Origin of the sequence: Vibrio owensii CAIM 1854 = LMG 25443, from assembly GCF_000817815.1 — a bacterium.
GTDB classification, from domain to species: domain Bacteria; phylum Pseudomonadota; class Gammaproteobacteria; order Enterobacterales; family Vibrionaceae; genus Vibrio; species Vibrio owensii.
Genome location: NZ_JPRD01000056.1, coordinates 28,297 through 46,690, shown reverse-complemented (window position 1 = coordinate 46,690; position 18,394 = coordinate 28,297). Strand labels below are relative to the sequence as shown.

At 46.0% G+C, this 18,394-nt stretch carries 14 protein-coding genes; 6 read left to right on the top strand and 8 right to left on the bottom strand.

The window, feature by feature from the left end; translation table 11 throughout:
* Positions 1-36 precede the first annotated feature (36 nt).
* The gene (gene lrp, locus H735_RS25240; protein ID WP_005437169.1) at positions 37-531 is read right to left on the bottom strand and encodes a leucine-responsive transcriptional regulator Lrp; all 495 of its coding nucleotides are present in this window, start codon (positions 529-531) and stop codon (positions 37-39) included.
* Positions 532-687: 156 nt separating this feature from the next.
* Here lrp and ald point away from each other — a divergent pair, with 156 nt between their 5' ends.
* Positions 688-1,812, top strand: coding sequence for an alanine dehydrogenase (gene ald / locus H735_RS25235; protein ID WP_005437167.1), 1,125 nt, complete (start codon positions 688-690; stop codon positions 1,810-1,812).
* Positions 1,813-1,905: 93 nt separating this feature from the next.
* Here ald and H735_RS25230 read toward each other — a convergent pair whose 3' ends face one another.
* Together H735_RS25230 and cysB are read right to left on the bottom strand one after the other, a co-directional pair.
* On the bottom strand, positions 1,906-3,102 hold the full coding sequence (locus H735_RS25230; protein WP_020196992.1) for a methyltransferase: 1,197 nt from the start codon (positions 3,100-3,102) through the stop codon (positions 1,906-1,908).
* Positions 3,103-3,155: 53 nt separating this feature from the next.
* Positions 3,156-4,130 carry an HTH-type transcriptional regulator CysB gene (cysB, locus tag H735_RS25225; RefSeq protein WP_005437164.1) on the bottom strand — a complete coding sequence of 325 codons (975 nt, stop codon included), beginning with the start codon at positions 4,128-4,130 and terminating at the stop codon, positions 3,156-3,158.
* 341 nt (positions 4,131-4,471) lie between these two features.
* On the opposite strand from cysB, the gene H735_RS25220 reads away from it, so the two are divergent.
* Positions 4,472-5,236, top strand: a complete 765-nt coding sequence (locus H735_RS25220; protein WP_005437162.1) for a hypothetical protein — start codon at positions 4,472-4,474, stop codon at positions 5,234-5,236.
* 125 nt (positions 5,237-5,361) lie between these two features.
* The gene (miaE, locus tag H735_RS25215; protein WP_020196993.1) at positions 5,362-6,147 is read left to right on the top strand and encodes a tRNA isopentenyl-2-thiomethyl-A-37 hydroxylase MiaE; all 786 of its coding nucleotides are present in this window, start codon (positions 5,362-5,364) and stop codon (positions 6,145-6,147) included.
* A 129-nt stretch (positions 6,148-6,276) separates the two neighbouring features.
* Here the strand turns inward: miaE and H735_RS25210 are convergent, their stop codons facing one another.
* The 4 genes from H735_RS25210 to H735_RS25195 form a co-directional block, all read right to left on the bottom strand.
* Positions 6,277-8,034, bottom strand: a complete 1,758-nt coding sequence (locus tag H735_RS25210; protein WP_005437156.1) for a sodium:solute symporter family protein — start codon at positions 8,032-8,034, stop codon at positions 6,277-6,279.
* Between the two features lie 585 nt (positions 8,035-8,619).
* Positions 8,620-9,243 carry a bifunctional 4-hydroxy-2-oxoglutarate aldolase/2-dehydro-3-deoxy-phosphogluconate aldolase gene (locus H735_RS25205; protein ID WP_005388506.1) on the bottom strand — a complete coding sequence of 208 codons (624 nt, stop codon included), beginning with the start codon at positions 9,241-9,243 and terminating at the stop codon, positions 8,620-8,622.
* 78 nt (positions 9,244-9,321) lie between these two features.
* On the bottom strand, positions 9,322-10,254 hold the full coding sequence (gene kdgK, locus H735_RS25200) for a 2-dehydro-3-deoxygluconokinase (RefSeq protein ID WP_005437155.1): 933 nt from the start codon (positions 10,252-10,254) through the stop codon (positions 9,322-9,324).
* Between the two features lie 34 nt (positions 10,255-10,288).
* Entirely contained in the window at positions 10,289-10,624 is a 336-nt protein-coding gene (locus tag H735_RS25195) for a cupin domain-containing protein (protein WP_005450851.1), read from the bottom strand.
* Positions 10,625-11,044: 420 nt separating this feature from the next.
* Between H735_RS25195 and H735_RS25190 the strand changes: the two genes are divergently transcribed.
* From H735_RS25190 to H735_RS25180, 3 genes are all read left to right on the top strand, one after another.
* The gene (locus tag H735_RS25190; RefSeq protein ID WP_020196994.1) at positions 11,045-13,210 is read left to right on the top strand and encodes a heparinase II/III domain-containing protein; all 2,166 of its coding nucleotides are present in this window, start codon (positions 11,045-11,047) and stop codon (positions 13,208-13,210) included.
* A 2-nt stretch (positions 13,211-13,212) separates the two neighbouring features.
* On the top strand, positions 13,213-15,378 hold the full coding sequence (locus tag H735_RS25185; protein WP_020196995.1) for a heparinase II/III domain-containing protein: 2,166 nt from the start codon (positions 13,213-13,215) through the stop codon (positions 15,376-15,378).
* A 402-nt stretch (positions 15,379-15,780) separates the two neighbouring features.
* Complete coding sequence (locus tag H735_RS25180) at positions 15,781-17,124, top strand: polysaccharide lyase family 7 protein (protein WP_020196996.1); 1,344 nt, start codon at positions 15,781-15,783, stop codon at positions 17,122-17,124.
* A gap of 167 nt (positions 17,125-17,291) precedes the next feature.
* Here the strand turns inward: H735_RS25180 and H735_RS25175 are convergent, their stop codons facing one another.
* Positions 17,292-18,320 carry a metal-dependent hydrolase gene (locus H735_RS25175; RefSeq protein ID WP_020196997.1) on the bottom strand — a complete coding sequence of 343 codons (1,029 nt, stop codon included), beginning with the start codon at positions 18,318-18,320 and terminating at the stop codon, positions 17,292-17,294.
* Between the last annotated feature and the right edge of the window lie 74 nt (positions 18,321-18,394).

Here is an 18,394-nt window from a genome sequence, read left to right as displayed (position 1 = left end):
GAAAGCGGAAGCATTTACCGCTTTCTTTGCAAGAATTTAACGAGTTTTAATCACAAGCTGGTTAGTTTGCTTCACTTCTTCCATAACTACGTAGGTGCGAGTGTCGTTCACGCCTGGAAGACGCAGTAACGTATCGCCTAGTAGTCGACGGTAAGCACCCATGTCTGATACACGAGTCTTTAGAAGATAGTCGAAATCACCTGATACTAGATGACACTCTTGGATGTCGTCTAGTTTTTGAACAGCCGCATTGAACTGTTCGAATACATCAGGCGCACCACGGTTAAGCGTAATTTCTACGAATACCAACAGTGATGCATCTAGGAACTGCGGGTTTAATAACGCAGTGTACCCAGTGATATAACCTTGACGCTCTAAGCGACGCACACGCTCCAAACACGGCGTTGGAGAAAGTCCTACACGTTTTGAAAGTTCAACGTTCGAAATACGACCGTCTTTCTGCAGTTCATTAAGAATGTTGCGGTCGATACGGTCTAGTTCCTTGGACGGCTTCTTATAGTTGTCTGCCATTTTTTATTCCACCTTATTACTTCCTTGCAAAAAAATATACTACAACTTTTTAATATTTGGTGCCAAATATTACAAATCAACATCTATACTAGATATTAATTCGACAATAACACCCTACAAACAGTTAATACAACCATTTTAGAAAGAGGACACAGGATGATCATTGGCGTACCTAAGGAAATCAAAAACCACGAATACCGTGTGGGTATGATCCCAGCTAGCGTGAGAGAACTTATCTCACATGGTCACCAAGTTTTGGTTGAGACCAATGCAGGTGCCGGCATTGGTTTTTCAGACGATGATTACATCGCTGTAGGCGCATCCATTCTTCCTACTGCTACAGACGTTTTTGCGAAAGCAGATATGATTGTAAAAGTAAAAGAACCCCAAGCTGTCGAGAGAGCAATGCTCCGCGAAGGGCAGATTTTATTTACTTATTTACACCTAGCACCAGATTTTCCACAAACTGAAGAGCTAATCAAGAGCAAAGCTGTCTGTATAGCGTATGAGACTGTAACAGATAATATGGGTCGTTTGCCACTGTTAGCACCAATGTCAGAAGTGGCAGGTCGGATGTCTATTCAAGCAGGTGCGCAAACGTTGGAAAAATCACACGGCGGTCGCGGTCTACTACTAGGTGGCGTACCTGGTGTTGAGCCAGCGAAAGTTGTTGTAGTCGGCGGTGGTGTCGTTGGCGCGAACGCAGCTCGTATGGCTGTAGGTCTTCGTGCGGACGTAACAATCCTTGACCGTAACGTAGATACACTGCGTAAACTAGACGAAGAATTCCAAGGTCGCGCTAAAGTGGTTTATTCTACTGAAGACGCTATCGAGAAGCATGTTCTAGAAGCAGATCTAGTGATCGGTGCGGTTCTAATCCCTGGTGCTGCAGCACCTAAATTGGTAACAAAAGAGCACATCGCTAAGATGAAGCCAGGCGCGGCGGTGGTTGACGTTGCTATCGACCAAGGTGGTTGTTTCGAAACTTCTCACGCGACAACGCACGCAGAACCAACATACATCGTTGACGAAGTGGTTCACTACTGTGTTGCCAACATGCCTGGTGCTGTTGCTCGTACTTCAACATTTGCACTGAACAACGCAACGCTTCCATACATCGTGAAGCTTGCAAACAAAGGCTACCGTGAAGCACTTCTAGAAGACAATGGCTTCCTTGAAGGTCTAAACGTTATCCACGGCAAAGTGACTTGCAAAGAAGTTGCTGAGAGCTTTGACCTAGAATACGTTGAACCTGCGCAAGCAATCGCAATGTTCAACTAATGACAAAATAACGCATAAATTGTCACGTTTTGTTTACAAAAGCCCACTCTAAAGTGGGCTTTTTTGTATAGAGCATTTAATTATAAAACAGATCTAAATCTTATAAGCACAAATTAAAATGTTTCGAGGTGTGACTGATTTAGCGCAAAACTCTGCCAATCTAACACGATATCCACGTTCTTCAAGATAAAGTGCTTTGTCTAAAGCAAGCCAAATCTCCAACGGTCGTTGAAATACCAATTGAACCAGACTCAAACGCTCCATTTGCCAAAAGCGTTCTTCGCTTAACTTTTCAAAATGGTCGAAGTCGATTTCTTGTGGAAGATCGATGCCCTTCTGCTCCGCTGCCCAGCGACATAACGATTCAAAACCATCACTCAATTGCGACTTACGGATACTCGGCACAGGCTGATACTCTGCCATCCCCAAAACTTGTCGCGTGATCAAATCAAACCCAAGACGGAACACCATTTCCTGCTGACGATGGCGTCGCACACGTTCACCACCAGTGACGGTTTGCTGCAGCGGAATACGCAGTTCTTGCTTAGACAATGAGAGAGAAGAAGCCCTGCCCTGCACCGACATCGGCTGATATTGCTCAGACTGAATCAAGTGGTAACAACAAGGCGAGATTGTCATCGCAGCAATACCGTTTTCACTGCCGTACTGCATCAAGCGAACATGAAGATCACCACAAGCATGAAGTGCAACTGCGTGTTGCGTTGGCTTAAACACGGCTTTCGCTTTGCTATCGAACGCGTCGCCTTGAATAAACGTCATCTTCCAATGATGCTCATTGGCTGCTTGTTGCCCCGAATCGCACAGTGCTTGTTGGTATTCAAAACTGGTGACAGGCAGATCGGTTTGCGTGGTCAGAATTCGCCCCAAATAACCTTTGCCTGAGCACCACTCTAACCATTCGTCACCATGATGAAGCTGAATCGCCGCTTCACCCATCGAACTAATTTGCTCTAACTTACGACCGGGAATGCCGTTATCTAAACCACGAGCGAGTTCCAAGCCTTTTAAAGCTAGCGGTTCTAAGCGAGTGAGTTCTGAAAGTTGTTCAAGTTCAGGCAAAAACGGACTAAGTGCTTTTAAGGCAAGTTCCGGTTCCGCTTTGTATTCTTCAATCTGAGAGGGAGAAAGAGACGCCAACCACTGGCACAGCTGAGGATGTTGCTCTTGCCAAGGTAATGATGCGTGAATGCTGCTTTTAAAAGGCTCGAATCGCCACAAAGATTGGTTTTCGATTAAGCAGTCATTAATAAATTGAAATTGCGTTTTCATAGCTCCCCCTACAACGAGCGCATTGTAGAGGGAATCGAAACATCAATGAAGTGTTATCTGACCGGAAGCTCGATGTCTTTAAACATCTCTTCAATTTCGGTGTTTGATTTAAGCGAGATCGCTTGCTCCACAACCGGACGAGTTAAATGCGGTGCAAAACGCTCCATAAAGTCGAACATGTAAGAGCGAAGGAAAGTACCACGACGGAAGCCAATGCTCGTTGTACTCGCGCCAAACAAGTGGCTTGCATCAATCGCAACCAAATCGCTGTCTTGGTCTTCATCAACTGCCATGCTCGCAATCACACCAACACCAATACCCATACGAACGTAAGTTTTAATCACGTCGGCATCCGTTGCAGTAAACACAACGCGCGGTGTTAAGCCTTCACGATTAAATGCGGTATCCAACTCAGAACGGCCTGTAAAGCCGAATACATAAGTCACTAGCGGGTAAGCCGCCAAATCGTGGATAGTTACGCGGTCTTTCTTCGCTAATGGGTGATCTTTTGGTACCACGATAGAACGATTCCAGTGGTAACAAGGCAGCATGATGGCATCTTGGTATAAATGCAGTGCTTCTGTCGCAATCGCGAAGTTTGCCGTACCTTTGGCAATCGCTTCAGACATTTGCGAAGGCGTCCCTTGATGCATGTGCAGCGATACTTTCGGGTAACGTGCCGTAAAGCCTTTGATCACATCAGGAAGCGCATAGCGTGCCTGGGTATGAGTGGTGGAAATGTTAAGTGTGCCCATTTCAGGGTGAGTATGTTCCCCTGCCACGGCTTTGATGCTTTCAACACGCGCTAGAATCTCTTGAGAAATTCGCACGATCTCTTCACCGGCGGGTGTCACCTGCGTTAAGTGCTTACCACTTCGTTCGAAGATCTGAATACCCAACTCATCTTCCAATAGACGGACTTGTTTACTGATGCCCGGCTGAGAAGTGTATAGGCTTTCTGCTGTCGCAGACACATTCAGATTATGGTTCACAACCTCAACAATGTACTTCAGTTGTTGCAGTTTCATCGTAATCCCTTACTCATTGATTGAGATAATAACGTCATACTTATCTAGTCTACTCGCCCGAGTAGATATAATGATTAGTTATAACGTGTTAGCAACTAAATGAACAGTAATTTCTAACTTATAGCTCAAGCTCATAGCGAATTACTCAACTTCTCTAAATATGCATGGAGTTGAACCTTCAAAATTCGCTTTTTTAAACGGCTCACCGCATTCTGTGCTTAAATCCACAGGAAAACGTGTTTGGAGCAAAATAATCAAATAAATAGGGTGCCGAGAAAGATAAGATTCATGTATTCTTGAACGCTGGATACAGAAAAGTAACAAGTAGTAGAAGCAAAGATATGAATACTGGTTTAATAATCGCTTTGGTAGTCATCCTACTGGTACTGATCCTTGGCTATAACATCATGTTGCAGTACAAGGTCAAAGTAGAGACAGCGAAAAGACAAGAGTCTGCTCGCTACGTGGCACTGATTGACGGTACAGAAGAGCTGATTGGACACGCTCATCATATTCCTTTCAGCAAGGACTTACTGCTGTGTCTTAACAATCGTATTCTTGATGCACTTGAAAGCATGCGCGACCTTGATCCAAAGAACAAGCAGCTTGTGCAGCGCATCGAAAACATGAAACAGCAAATTGCTCAATTGAATGAGAGCAGTGCAAACGGTGAAAGCACCACATTCAAGATGCCAAGCAGCGATAAACAAGCCATTGTAATGTTAAAGCTCGTGAAACGTCTTCGTGATGCGGTTCGTAACGAGCACAACAAAGGCCGTTTAGACACGCAAACTTACGTAACTGAAAACGCACGTCTTGAAACGATGCAAATTCGCATCAACATCGAGAACGTGATTAAGCGTGCGAATGACTCTATTGCTCGTGGGCAACCGGGAACGGCTCTGCAACTGCTTCGTAAAGGCATTGATGCGCTAAGCACCAAAAATGATGCTTACTCTATTCAAGCGAAACAAAAGCTCGAAGAAATGCTTGGTGACTTGGATAAGAAGCGCCAAGACAAGAATGAAGCAGAAATGCAGCAGATTGCCGACAAAGAACGCGACAGTGACATGGATGCGCTCTTCGGCGAGAAGAAAAAGTGGTAAACTCCGCTTAAGCTTTCCGCCCTATCCGATTAAAGGCTGCGTTTGCAGCCTTTTTTGTGTCTTCTTGATTTGAATAGACATTAGCCGGATAAACCAAAATTGAATGTAAAGTACTAAAAATTAAAATGATTAATCTCGACGCCTATCAGGATCTTCTTGCTCCAATTAACCAATTCTTGCAATGCAGCACCCCAGATGAATGGGTTGAGGAAGCAAAGAAGCCTGAAAACCTTCCAACCATTTTATTAGACCATCTACTGTGCGAACTCAAAGCGGGTCAGTCGGCAATGTTCCTGATCCGTAAATACGCAGTAGACCAAGCAAGCTCACATGCCCTGCTCGATTGGTTCAAACCATATGAAGACTTTGCCTACCGTAAGACAGGCTCACTAGAGACGCTTAAAGGCAAGAGCAACATTTCAAAAGCCATCATCGCTAAATCAGATTCGCCGTACAGCCAAGATCTGATCGACAAGATGGTTCTGCTGATCAAAGAAGAGTTGCACCACTTCTACCAAGTGCTAGAAATCATGGAAAGCCGTGGCGTGGAATACAAAAACATTCCTGCAAGCCGCTATGCAAAAACGCTGATTTCAAACATGAAAACACATGAGCCAGAAACCTTGATTGATAAGCTCATCATCGGTGCCTATATAGAAGCTCGCTCATGTGAACGTTTTGCGAAACTGGCTCCACACATGGACGAAGACATCGCGAAGTTCTATGTTTCTCTACTTCGCTCAGAGGCTCGTCATTACCAAGACTACCTAGTCCTTGCAGAACAAATCGCAGGTAAAGATATTAGTGAGCGCATTGCAGAGTTTGGACGCATCGAAGCTGAACTGATTTCAACACCAGATGAAGACTTCAAATTCCACAGTGGTATTCCTGCTCAAATCGAATTGCCTTAAGCAAGAAGCAAGAAGCAAGAAGCAAGACAACCTAATCACTCGTTTTTCTCTTAGTGCTTAAAGTCGAAAATAAAAAAATCCCACAGTAGCGATACTGTGGGATTTTTCATAGAGAGTCGTTAATTGTGGTTAGCTTTTCGCGTTAGCTAACTTTGGGCTTTTAGGCCCTCGTGCTGCGTTCACCAATAGAACACCCACCGAGAGAACAATCGCACCACACAAGATAAACAGTAGTCGACCTGATGGTTCGTTTGGAATCAGAGCCATCGCTAGGATACCGAAGCCCGCTACGCTAATAAGCTTACCAAGCATGCCACGCTGTTTTGTATCTAGGTTCTGCTGCTCTTCGCTGTCAGCCACAAGTGGCGTGTTCCAGTTCTCGAACAATTGAGCCACCTCTTTCTCACGTTCAGGTGATAGACCTTTGTAGAAACGTGTTGTCAGTAGGAAGAAGCCACCAGTGAAGACAACGTGTGCCGCTAAGCTCAAGCCAACTTTCAGGTCAGCCCACTCACGTCCTGTAAACGCTTGTTCTAGACCGAATAGGCGCTCTACATCTTCTGCTTGTAGTGAGATACCGAAGATGTAAGAAACAAAGCCACCAACAACCAGTGTTGCCCAACCAGCCCAATCCGGCGTCTTACGAATCCACATACCAAGTAGTACAGGAATCAACATTGGGAAGCCAATCAATGCGCCCACGTTCAGTACGATATCGAACAGGCTCAAGTGACGTAGCGAGTTAATGAATAGACCGATACCAATGATGATGAAGCCCATCACGATAGTCGTTGCTTTACTCACGATAACCAGCTCTTTTTGTGACGCTTGTGGACGTACAATCGGGCTGTAGAAGTTCATCACAAAGATACCCGCGTTGCGGTTAAGACCAGAGTCCATTGAAGACATGGTCGCCGCAAACATTGCTGACATCAGAAGACCCACCATACCTGCTGGCATTACGTTTTGTACGAATGCTAGGTAAGCTGCATCACCACCTACTGAGCCGTATTGCTCTGCGAAATCAGGCATAAATGCCGCCACGTACCAAGGTGGTAGGAACCAAATGATAGGACCAACAATCATCAGCACACATGCAAGGCCAGCAGCTTTACGTGCGTTTTCACTGTCTTTTGCACATAGGTAGCGGTAAGCATTGATGCTGTTGTTCATTACACCGAACTGTTTAACAAAGATGAACACTACCCAAAGGATAAAGATACTGACGTAGTTCAGGTTGTTACCCAGCATGAAGTCGCCGTGGAAGTTCGATACGATGTTGCCAATACCGCCACCGTGGAAGTATGCAGCCACCGCACAAGTGATCGTCACTGCCATGATAACCAACATCTGCATAAAGTCAGATGCAACAACTGCCCAAGAGCCGCCCGTTACCGCCATTAGCATTAGCACTAAACCAGTAACGATGATGGTCGCTTCCATAGGAATGTTAAAGACCGCTGCCACGAAAATCGCAAGACCATTCAACCAAATACCGGCTGAGATCAAGCTGTCTGGCATACCAGCCCAAGTGAAGAACTGCTCTGAAGTCTTACCGAAACGTTGACGAATTGCTTCAATCGCCGTCACTACACGTAACTGACGGAACTTTGGAGCAAAGTAGAGGTAGTTCATGAAGTAGCCAAATGCGTTGGCTAAGAATAGGATTACAACAACGAAACCGTCATTGAACGCGCGTCCTGCGGCACCTGTAAACGTCCATGCTGAAAATTGCGTCATGAAGGCGGTAGCACCTACCATCCACCATAACATCTTACCGCCCCCTCGGAAGTAGTCACTGGTTGAGGTAGTGAACTTACGGAACATCCAACCAATTGCAACTAAGAAGAAGAAGTAGGCAAGAACAACAAGAGTATCAATAGTCATTTTTTCAGCCTTTCAAGTTTGATCATTTTCTAACGCCTAGACTACTCTGTTCATTATTTTATTTGTACTACAATAAGCTTTAATTGTGATCTGGAACATAAGTTATTTCATTGAAAAATTGGCGAGAAATCCTTTGTTTTATTGGGCTAATGACATTCTAAGTCAGAATATCCGCCACTCAACAAGTAATTATATTGTAATACAAATAATCTATTGCAAATTCATTAAAGTATGGAATATTTTTCTTCTTCACGCTTTGTCTGAAGATCAAAAATGCGTGGTATTTCTTTGAGCGAAACGTAATGAGATGTTTCGAAGGAATTGGATAGAAAGTGGGATTTAGATGAATATAACAAGCAAGATCCCCGACTCGCTCCTTCGTCACTCTCGAGAATGACGCAGGAAAAGTCCGGCGCTTTCCACTTCCACCTCCCAAATCTCGTTTCTCGATTCTAATCTCTCGTTTGTTTTTCTCGTATCTCAACTCTCCAATCTCGCTTCTTTCAAACTTTCAAACACAAAAAAAGCGAACCCAGAGGCTCGCTTTTCATTCTTTTCGCTAGTTTTATCGGGGTGTTACGACACTTATGCTACGTGAGCTACTGCGTCGCGAACCAGTGTACCTAGTTCATCCCACTTACCTTCATCGATAAGCTTTGTTGGCACCATCCAAGTACCGCCACATGCCAGTACTGAAGGGATAGACAAATACTCGTCTACATTACCTAGGCTCACGCCACCTGTTGGCATGAATTTCACTGGGTAAACCGCCGTTAGTGCTTTAAGCATACCAACACCGCCAGATGGCTCAGCAGGGAAGAACTTAAGTGTACGCAGACCCATTTCCATCGCTTGCTCAACTAAGCTTGGGTTGTTTACACCAGGTACGATAGCCACACCTTTATCTAGGCAGTATTGAACCGTGCGAGGGTTAAAACCTGGGCTTACGATAAAGTCCACACCAGCTTCGATCGCTTGGTCAACTTGCTCGTTAGTTAGGATCGTACCTGCACCGATCAGCATTTCTGGGAACTCAGCGCGCATAGCACGAATCGCTTCTGCAGCACACTCTGTGCGGAACGTGATTTCTGCGCAAGGCATACCGTTTTCAACCAAAGTGCGACCTAGAGGGATCGCATCTTCTGCTTTGTTGATGGCAATAACAGGAATTACTTTTAGGTTTGCTAGTTGTTCGTTTAATGTCGTCATAAGAGTGTACTCGTCGTCGTTAACTTGAGTTCAATAAATCACTGCGGAGCGCCGATTACTCAACGCTCCGCAAAAGAATTACAAAGGAAGGTCTGGCATCACTTCACGTGGAATGATGGCACCTTTATGTTGAATTACCGCGCCAGCCATACAGTGGCCAGAGTAAGCCGATTCCGCTGCATTGCCGCCAGTCAAACGTTTCGCCAAGAAGCCTGCACTGAAAGAATCACCAGCCGCTGTTGTATCAATCACGTTGTCGACTTTGTTTGGCGCCACGTATTGCGCTTCGCCATTCGCCACAACCAAGCAATCTTTGCTACCACGTTTGATGATGATTTCATCCACGCCCAGTGCAGAGGTTCTCTCGATGCACTGTTCTAGATGCTCGTCACCGTAAAGCATTTGCTCATCTTCAAATGTGAGCAGTGCAATATCTGTGTGCTTAAGGATCTTAAGGTACCAAGACATGGCATTCTCGCGGCTTTCCCACAATTTAGGGCGGTAGTTGTTATCAAAAATAACCTTACCACCTTGTGCCTTGAAGCGCTCAAGGAAGCCAAACAATTGCGTCTTACCTTCTTCAGTAAGGATCGCTAATGTAATACCGCTCAAGTAAACCGCATCATACGAGTAAAGTTTGTCGACTAATAGCGGAGACTCGTTTTGTTCGAATAGGAACTTAGCGGCCGCTTCGTTACGCCAGTAGTGGAAGTAACGTTCGCCAGTTTCATCGGTTTCGATGTAGTAGATACCTGGTTGCTTTTCTTTAACGGAAAGAACCAGACTAGTATCGATGCCCTCTTCTTGCCATGCTGATAGCATTTCTTGGCTAAAAGGATCGTTACCTAGAGCCGTTACATAGCTGGTTTTGATATCGTGAGCTTTGGTCAAACGAGATAAATACAGTGCGGTATTCAACGTATCACCACCGAATGACTGCTTTAGCTGACCTTCCTTTTTCTGTAGCTCAACCATACATTCGCCAATGACCGCGATGTTTAATGATTTCATGTTGTCACCTTAGCAACTGAGGTTGCGCTATAGATTATTTTAAGAAGTCTTCACGAGCTGGGTTGAAGATGTCTAGAAGAATGCTGTCTTGCTCTAGTGCAACCGCACCGTGCATCATGTGCTTACGAGCAAAGTATGCATCGCCTTCTTTCAGTACTTTCTTCTCGCCTTCGATTTCTGCTTCAAAGCTGCCACGTACTACGTAACCGATTTGATCGTGAATTTCGTGAGTATGTGGAGCACCAATCGCGCCTTTATCAAAACATAGGTGAACCGCCATTAGGTCATCTGTGTAAGCAACAATTTTACGCTTGATACCGCCGCCTAGCTCTTCCCACGGGTTCTCATCTAATACAAAGAAAGAATTCATCGTCATACTCCTAAAAAGTCTCTATTAAAGCGAACCCTACGGCACTTCATTCTTAACCATGCTTTATTAAAAAGTCCTCTTAAAAAAGCGTCGTATTGATAAAAGTGAAACGCGCAGCGAAAGGGTCTGCTGTCGAATTGGTAACGAGCATATCCGATCTATTTTAATTGTCATACAATATATCTAAAAATATGTGATATTCATCAAACGGCGCTCGTTAAAGCATTCCACTTAACGATTGATAACGCCGAAACATCAGTCACAATAAGGATTAGCACAACAATACAAATCAATGAGTTAGCTAAATTCGCGTGATTTCACTCTCCCTTTTTGCCACAAAAACTACACCTAAACCTAATATTGTATTACTTTATAGAAAGTTTAAGAAAACAACACACTTCATCTGAGGGTGGTAAAGAAATGACTACACAACCGATTTTGTTGACTGAAGCAGAAGTCGAACTACTAAGAAAGGAAGTCGGAAAGCCGAGCTTAATGGGCAAATCCATTGAAGCGAATCGCAAGGAACTTGAAGCCTTCATGCGTCTGCCTCTAGACGTACCAGGTCACGGCGAAGCGGGTGGCTACGAGCACAACCGCCACAAACAAAACTATACCTACATGAACCTAGCGGGTCGTTTGTTCTTGATCACTCAAGAAGAAAAGTACGCGCAGTTCGTTAAAGATCTTCTCGCTATTTACGCAGAGAAGTACCTCACTTTTGATTTCCACGTACAGAAAAACACTAACCCAACAGGTCGTCTTTTCCACCAGATCCTTAATGAACACTGTTGGTTAATGTTTACTAGCCTTGCTTACTCTTGCGTGGCATCAGTGATGACAGAAGAAGAGCGCACAGCCGTTGTTGAGCGCATTTTCGAACCAATGCTAGACATGTTCACCGTGAAATACGCGCACGATTTCGACCGTATTCACAACCACGGTATCTGGGCAGTTGCGGCTGTTGGTATTTGTGGTCTAGCTATTGGTAAACCTGAATATCTAGAGATGTCGGTGTACGGTCAAGACCGAGATGATACCGGTGGCTTCCTAGCGCAAATCTCGCAACTGTTCGCCCCTTCTGGTTACTACATGGAAGGTCCGTACTACCATCGTTATGCGATTCGTCCAACTTGTGTATTTGCAGAAGTAGTACACCGTCACATGCCTGAAGTAGACATCTACAACTACAAAGACAAAGTGATTGGCAACACAGTACAAGCGATGCTGGCAACGGCTTACCCGAATGGTGAGTTCCCTGCCCTAAACGACGCATCTCGTACCATGAGCATTACCGACATGGGCGTTCAAGTTGCAGTGAGCGTTTACAGCAAACACTACGGTATGGATGACAACATCCTAGGCATGGCGAAGATTCAAAACGCCGTTTGGATGCACCCATGTGGTCTTGAGCTTTCTCAAGCTTACGATAAAGCCATCGCAGACCGTGAAATCGGCATGCCTTTCTGGCCAAGTGTGGAGCTCAACGAAGGTCCAACTGGTAACAACGGTGCACAAGGCTTTATCCGTATGCAGGATAAAACCGGTGATGTTTCACAGCTTGTGATGAACTACGGTCAACACGGCATGGGACATGGTAACTTCGATACGCTTGGCATTACCTTCTTCAACCGTGGTCAAGAAGTGCTGCGTGAATACGGCTTCTGTCGCTGGGTAAACGTAGAGCCTAAATTCGGCGGTCGTTACCTAGACGAAAACAAATCGTACGCACGTCAAACTATCGCGCATAACGCGGTAACGATTGATGAGCAATGTCAGAATGGTTTCGATGTAGACCGCGCTGATTCAGTACACGGTTTGCCTCACTTCTTCAAAGTAGAAGGCACTGAAATCAACGGTATGAGTGCGTTTGCGAACGACCATTACCCGAATACAGACATGCAGCGCAGTGTGTTCATGCTTAGCCTAGACGAGCTTGAAGCACCACTACTGCTAGACCTTTACCGCATCGAAGGTAAAGGCGAGCATCAGTACGACTACTCTCATCAATACGATGGTCAAATCGTACGCACTAACTTTGATTACCAAAGCTTTGGTGAACTGAGCACGCTTGGCGATGGCTTCGGTTACCAACACCTTTGGAAAGTAGCAAGCGGCAAAGTGCAAGATACGGCGCTGGTTAGCTGGCTACAAAACAACACCTACTACACTTGGTTAGGCACAAGCAGCAGCGCGAAACAGAACGGCGATAATGAAGTGATCTTCACTCGCACTGGCGCCAATGACCCAAGCTTTAACCTACGTAGCGAACCAGCATTCATTCTGCGCAGCAAGGGCGAATCGACGCTATTTGCTTCTGTGCTAGAAACACACGGCTACTTCAACGAAGAGTTTGAGCAATCGGTGAATGCACGTGGCCAGGTGAAAGATATCCGCGTCGTGGGTTACAACGCCGTTGGCAGCATCGTAGAAATCACAACTGAAAAATCACTGGTTACTGTGATGATCAGCAATGTGCTAGGCGCTGACGACCAAACCCCACACCAAGTAGAATTGAACGGTAAAACCTACAGCTGGAATGGCTTCTACTCTCTAGAAGTGAACGCATTCGGGCAGGAGAAATAATAATGAGCTACCAAACCCAGTCTTACCAACCGCTATTAATGAACTTTGAAGAAGCGGTAGAACTAAGCAAAGCACTTGGCACGGATAGCCTATTAGGAAATGCATTAGCACGTGACATCAAACAAACTGACGCTTACATGGCAGAGGTGGGTATTGAAGTACCAGGTCACGGCGAAGGTGGTGGTTACGAGCACAACCGCCACAAGCAAAACTACATCCACATTGATCTAGCGGGTCGCCTATTCCTTATCACTGGCGAACAGAAATACCGCGATTACATCGTGGACATGCTAACGGCTTACGCGAAGGTATACCCGACGCTAGAAAGCAACACCAGCCGTGACTCTAACCCTCCGGGTAAGATCTTCCACCAAACTCTGAACGAGAACATGTGGATGCTATACGCGTCTTGTGCGTATAGCTGCATTTACCACACGTTGGAAGAAGAGCAAAAAACACTGATTGAAAACGACCTGTTCAAACAAATGATTGAGCTGTTCGTAGTCACTTACGGTCACGACTTCGACATCGTACACAATCACGGTCTGTGGGCGGTAGCAGCAGTAGGTATCTGTGGCTACGCAATTAACGACCAAGAAGCGGTGGACAAAGCGCTTTACGGCTTGAAACTGGACAAAGTGAGCGGCGGCTTCCTAGCTCAGCTAGACCAACTGTTCTCGCCAGACGGCTACTACATGGAAGGTCCTTACTACCACCGTTTCTCGCTACGTCCAATCTACCTATTCGCAGAAGCGATTGAACGTCGTCAGCCTGAGCTTGGTATCTACGAGTTCAACGATTCAGTCATCAAGACCACGTCTTACGCAGTATTTAAGACGGCATTCCCAGATGGTACTTTGCCAGCATTGAACGATTCATCGAAGACGATTTCGATTAACGATGAAGGCGTAATCATGGCAACGTCAGTATGTTTCCACCGTTACGAGCAGTCTGAAACGCTACTTGGCATGGCAGACCACCAACAAGACGTTTGGGTTCATATCTCAGGCAAAACATTGTCTGATGCGGTTGCAGCTGCAGACAACATCAAGCCATTCAACTGGGGTAGCCTATTCGTTACTGACGGCCCTGAAGGCGAAAAAGGTGGCGTAAGCATTCTTCGTCACCGTGACGAACAAGATGACGACACAATGGCGCTTATCTGGTTTGGTCAACACGGCAGCGATCACCAGTACCACTCAGCGCTAGACCACGGTCACTACGATGGCTTACACCTGAGCGTATTTAACCGCGGTCATGAAGTGCTGCACGATTACGGCTTTGGTCGCTGGGTGAACGTTGAGCCTAAGTTTGGCGGTCGGTACATTCCAGAGAACAAGTCTTACTGTAAGCAGACGGTCGCGCACAACACAGTAACGGTTGACCAAAAGACACAAAACAACTTCGACACAGCGCTAGCAGAAACCAAGTTCGGTTCTAAGCACTTCTTCAAAGCTGATGACGAAAAACTGCAAGGCATGAGCGGTCGTATTTCTGGTTACTACAACGGCGTAGACATGCAGCGCAGCATCATTCTTGCTGAATTGCCAGAATTCGAAAAACCACTTGTGATTGATGTTTACCGCATCGAAGCAGATCAAGAGCACCAATACGACCTGCCAGTGCACTACTCTGGTCAAATCATCCGTACGGATTTTGAATACGATGTAGAAAGCACGCTGCGTCCAATGGGCGAAGACAACGGTTACCAACACTTATGGAATGTGGGTTCAGGCCAAGTTCAAGGCAGCTCGCTTGTAAGCTGGTTGCACGACAACAGCTACTACTCGCTAATCACAAGCGCAACAAACGGCGGCAAAGTGTTCTTCACTCGCACAGGCGCAAATGATCCAGACTTCAACTTGAAGAGCGAACCAGCACTGATCCTACGTCAATCTGGTCAGAACCACGTGTTTGCCTCTGTGCTAGAGACACACGGTTACTTCAACGAGTCTATCGAAGCATCAGTTGGCGCTCGTGGCCTAGTAGAGTCAGTAACCGTCGTTGGCAACAACGAAGTGGGTACCGTGATTCGTCTGCAAACTACCACAGGCAACGCTTACCACTTCGCTATCTGCAACCTAGAAGAAGACAAGCAAAACGCGGCACATCGCGTTGAGTTCGACGGTGTGACTTACACTTGGGAAGGCGCATTCGCACAAATTTAATCTTTAGCTAGTCACTAAAAATTAATGTAAAAATCGGGAACTAATTCAAAGCCGGACGTCATGTTCGGCTTTTTTTCGTCTTCATAAAATCGATCTTCGCTCACAATTATTCATATTGTATAGCTTGTAACCCTCTATTCCTGAAAGACTTTTCTTTGCTTTGACGCCTACAAAGTGCCATCGCGCTTCCAGATCAACGCAGCATGCTAAAGAATTACGTTGCAAATAGTTGCGTAAGATCGCTAGTTAGCCGCAACCAAAATACAGAAGTTCGCTTTTCATCTTCATCTTTGTTCTCCAGAGAAAGAGCTAACACTTATTTGTGTTATTAAAATACATGAAGCACAACTTACTTCTACAGGATTAGAAGATAAGCCATCGTTGAAAACCGTGGAGAACAACATGAAAAGCAAGTTAGTCAATATTGTCGGCAGTGCCGTTTTACTGAGCTCTTTTGCCGCACACAGTGCCGAAGTCAATCTCGTTAACCCAAGTTTTGAACAAGATTTTTCTGGATGGACAGAGGTGGATCCAACCGCTGTCTCCGGTGTTGCCTATGACGGCGCAAAGTCAGCAAAATTCTCTGGCAGTGGTGCACGTCTAGAACAGTTGGTTCCGGTCACAAGCAATACAGAATACACATTGAGCGCGTACGTGCTAGCAGATGCAAACATCGGCGTGAATGTTGGCAGCGACACCTTTAGCAAAACGGCCTCAAACTCAGATTGGGCGCAAACCACCATTACCTTCAACTCAGGAGATGCAACGGAAATCACTGTCTTTGGTGAATACAGTGGCGCTGAGGGTCGTGTAGATCTCTTCAAACTCACATCTTCTGAAATCATTGACCCGCCGACCACTTCATTGCCTGTCTTCGATCTCGACCCTGCCCTGCCACCATCAGGCAACTTCGACTTATTAGATTGGAAACTCGACCTGCCAGTTGATGATAACGGTAACGCGTCTGGCGATGCTCAAGAAGTGAAAGAAGGCGAACTCTCTAGCGGCTTTGAGAACAGCGAGTTCTTCTACACTGGTGATGACGGCGGTTTGGTGTTTATCTCACCCGTCGAAGGCGCAACCACATCTGCAAATACCAAATACACACGTTCAGAAATGCGTGAAATGCTCCGTCGTGGCGACGCCAGCATCTCCACCACAGGCATCACCAAAAACAACTGGGTATTTGCGAGCGCACCAAGCGATGATCAAAACAATTCTGGCGGTGTGGATGGCGTCCTAGAAGCGACATTGGCCGTCAACGCAGTAACGACAACGGGTGATTCCAGCCAAGTGGGCCGCGTGATCGTCGGCCAAATCCACGCAAATAACGATGAACCAATCCGCCTCTACTATCGTTTATTACCTGGTCACACCAAAGGTTCGCTTTACTTTGCGCATGAACCTAACGAAGACGCGTCATCAGATCCAGAGCAGTTCATTAATCTTATTGGTAGTTCAGCATCCAACGCTTCAGAACCTGAAGATGGCATCGCACTAAACGAGTTGTTCTTCTACCGAATCGAAGTGCAAGGCAACCAACTTATCGTCACCATCAAACGTGATGACCACGAAGACGTCACTGAAACGGTAGATATGACCACCAGCGGCTATGATGTTGGCGGCCAATACATGTACTTCAAAGCGGGCGTGTACAACCAAAACAACTCAGGTGATCCAACTGACTATGTTCAAGCTACGTTCTACTACCTGACCAACTCGCACGACGGGTATGAATTCCCGTAGTGAGTTCGACCGATAGTTGATTAAAGCAAATACGAAAAAGCCGGACATCACGTCCGGCTTTCTTTATTCAGTTTGGTGTCAGTATTCATTTTGATGAAGAGATTCCCGACAACACGCTCTCGTCTCATCATCTTCAAGAGCGAGGTGGGGATCACTATACACCTAAACTAGGAACGCGCGCTTAACTCCACACGTTCCAAATTCGCATCAATACTCTGGTCGCCTTTCAACCTTTCCCAAAGTTGGCCTAACAAATCCAAGCTACGCTCACTTGGGTAGCGTTGTGTTGATTCCAACAACTGCCAATCGCCATCTTTGCCCTTCTCCGCAAAGATAAATTCAAAGGAAAGGTTGTTCGACATTCCCAAACGCAAGTCAGACACAATCAGTGCATCATCTTCCACTCGATAGTTCAGATAGTCATGGGAGAAAGCCTTGAGCCCTTTCAAAGTCTCCGGCTTGTCTGCCAAAGGCCAACTGCCTAGCGGGTGTGAGACAAAATCAATACGCTCATCGCTATCGAGTACCGATGCCAAGCCCTCGTAATATTGACCATCATCCATCACCACCACTCGCCACAGGAAGGTATTAAACGGTGTTGGCGTGATCAGCACTTGTTGATTCGGTAAGTTCTGCGCTGCTAAGTTTTGCTCCACGCGAGACGCGATCATTTGCTGCGATGCGTATCCCCAACCGAGATAAAGCGTGGAGACAAGCACTACACTCTGACACCAACGTCCGCCGTGAGTTTTGGAAAACAGAGCAACACCAATCGCAAGTAACAAAGGCAGAGTATAAAGCGGATCGATAATGAACACGTTCCGCAGCTCAAAATAGCCCTCAAATGGCCAAATCAACTGCGTGCCATACGTTGTCATCGCATCCAACAAAGTGTGGGTGACGAACACGCTCACGGTTAAAAAGAACACACGAGAAAGCGTCCAAAACGCATCTGGTCGCCAGCGGCAATAAAGCCAAGAAATCAGCAAAGCAAAAGGAGGTAACACCAAGAGAGAATGCGTAAAGCCACGATGCTTGATTGTGTTTTGTACTGCGTCACCATAATCCAGAATCACATCCAGATCCGGCAAAGTGCCGAGCGCAGCACCCATCAGTAATACCTTCGCGTTACAGCGCTTACCGGCAATCGCACCGGCGACGGTCGCGCCTAATGCAGCTTGTGTGATTGAATCCATATCCTGCTATCTAAACCCATTCATGACAAAGATTGATTGAATCGAAAACTAAAACGCATTTCCATAAGTGTCAA

Coding starts and splice junctions, on each gene's coding strand:
- lrp (WP_005437169.1), bottom strand. CDS start 531: ATGGCAGACAACTATAAGAAGCCGTCCAAGGAACTAGACCGTATCGAC.
- ald (WP_005437167.1), top strand. CDS start 688: ATGATCATTGGCGTACCTAAGGAAATCAAAAACCACGAATACCGTGTG.
- H735_RS25230 (WP_020196992.1), bottom strand. CDS start 3,102: ATGAAAACGCAATTTCAATTTATTAATGACTGCTTAATCGAAAACCAA.
- cysB (WP_005437164.1), bottom strand. CDS start 4,130: ATGAAACTGCAACAACTGAAGTACATTGTTGAGGTTGTGAACCATAAT.
- H735_RS25220 (WP_005437162.1), top strand. CDS start 4,472: ATGAATACTGGTTTAATAATCGCTTTGGTAGTCATCCTACTGGTACTG.
- miaE (WP_020196993.1), top strand. CDS start 5,362: ATGATTAATCTCGACGCCTATCAGGATCTTCTTGCTCCAATTAACCAA.
- H735_RS25210 (WP_005437156.1), bottom strand. CDS start 8,034: ATGACTATTGATACTCTTGTTGTTCTTGCCTACTTCTTCTTCTTAGTT.
- H735_RS25205 (WP_005388506.1), bottom strand. CDS start 9,243: ATGACGACATTAAACGAACAACTAGCAAACCTAAAAGTAATTCCTGTT.
- kdgK (WP_005437155.1), bottom strand. CDS start 10,254: ATGAAATCATTAAACATCGCGGTCATTGGCGAATGTATGGTTGAGCTA.
- H735_RS25195 (WP_005450851.1), bottom strand. CDS start 10,624: ATGAATTCTTTCTTTGTATTAGATGAGAACCCGTGGGAAGAGCTAGGC.
- H735_RS25190 (WP_020196994.1), top strand. CDS start 11,045: ATGACTACACAACCGATTTTGTTGACTGAAGCAGAAGTCGAACTACTA.
- H735_RS25185 (WP_020196995.1), top strand. CDS start 13,213: ATGAGCTACCAAACCCAGTCTTACCAACCGCTATTAATGAACTTTGAA.
- H735_RS25180 (WP_020196996.1), top strand. CDS start 15,781: ATGAAAAGCAAGTTAGTCAATATTGTCGGCAGTGCCGTTTTACTGAGC.
- H735_RS25175 (WP_020196997.1), bottom strand. CDS start 18,320: ATGGATTCAATCACACAAGCTGCATTAGGCGCGACCGTCGCCGGTGCG.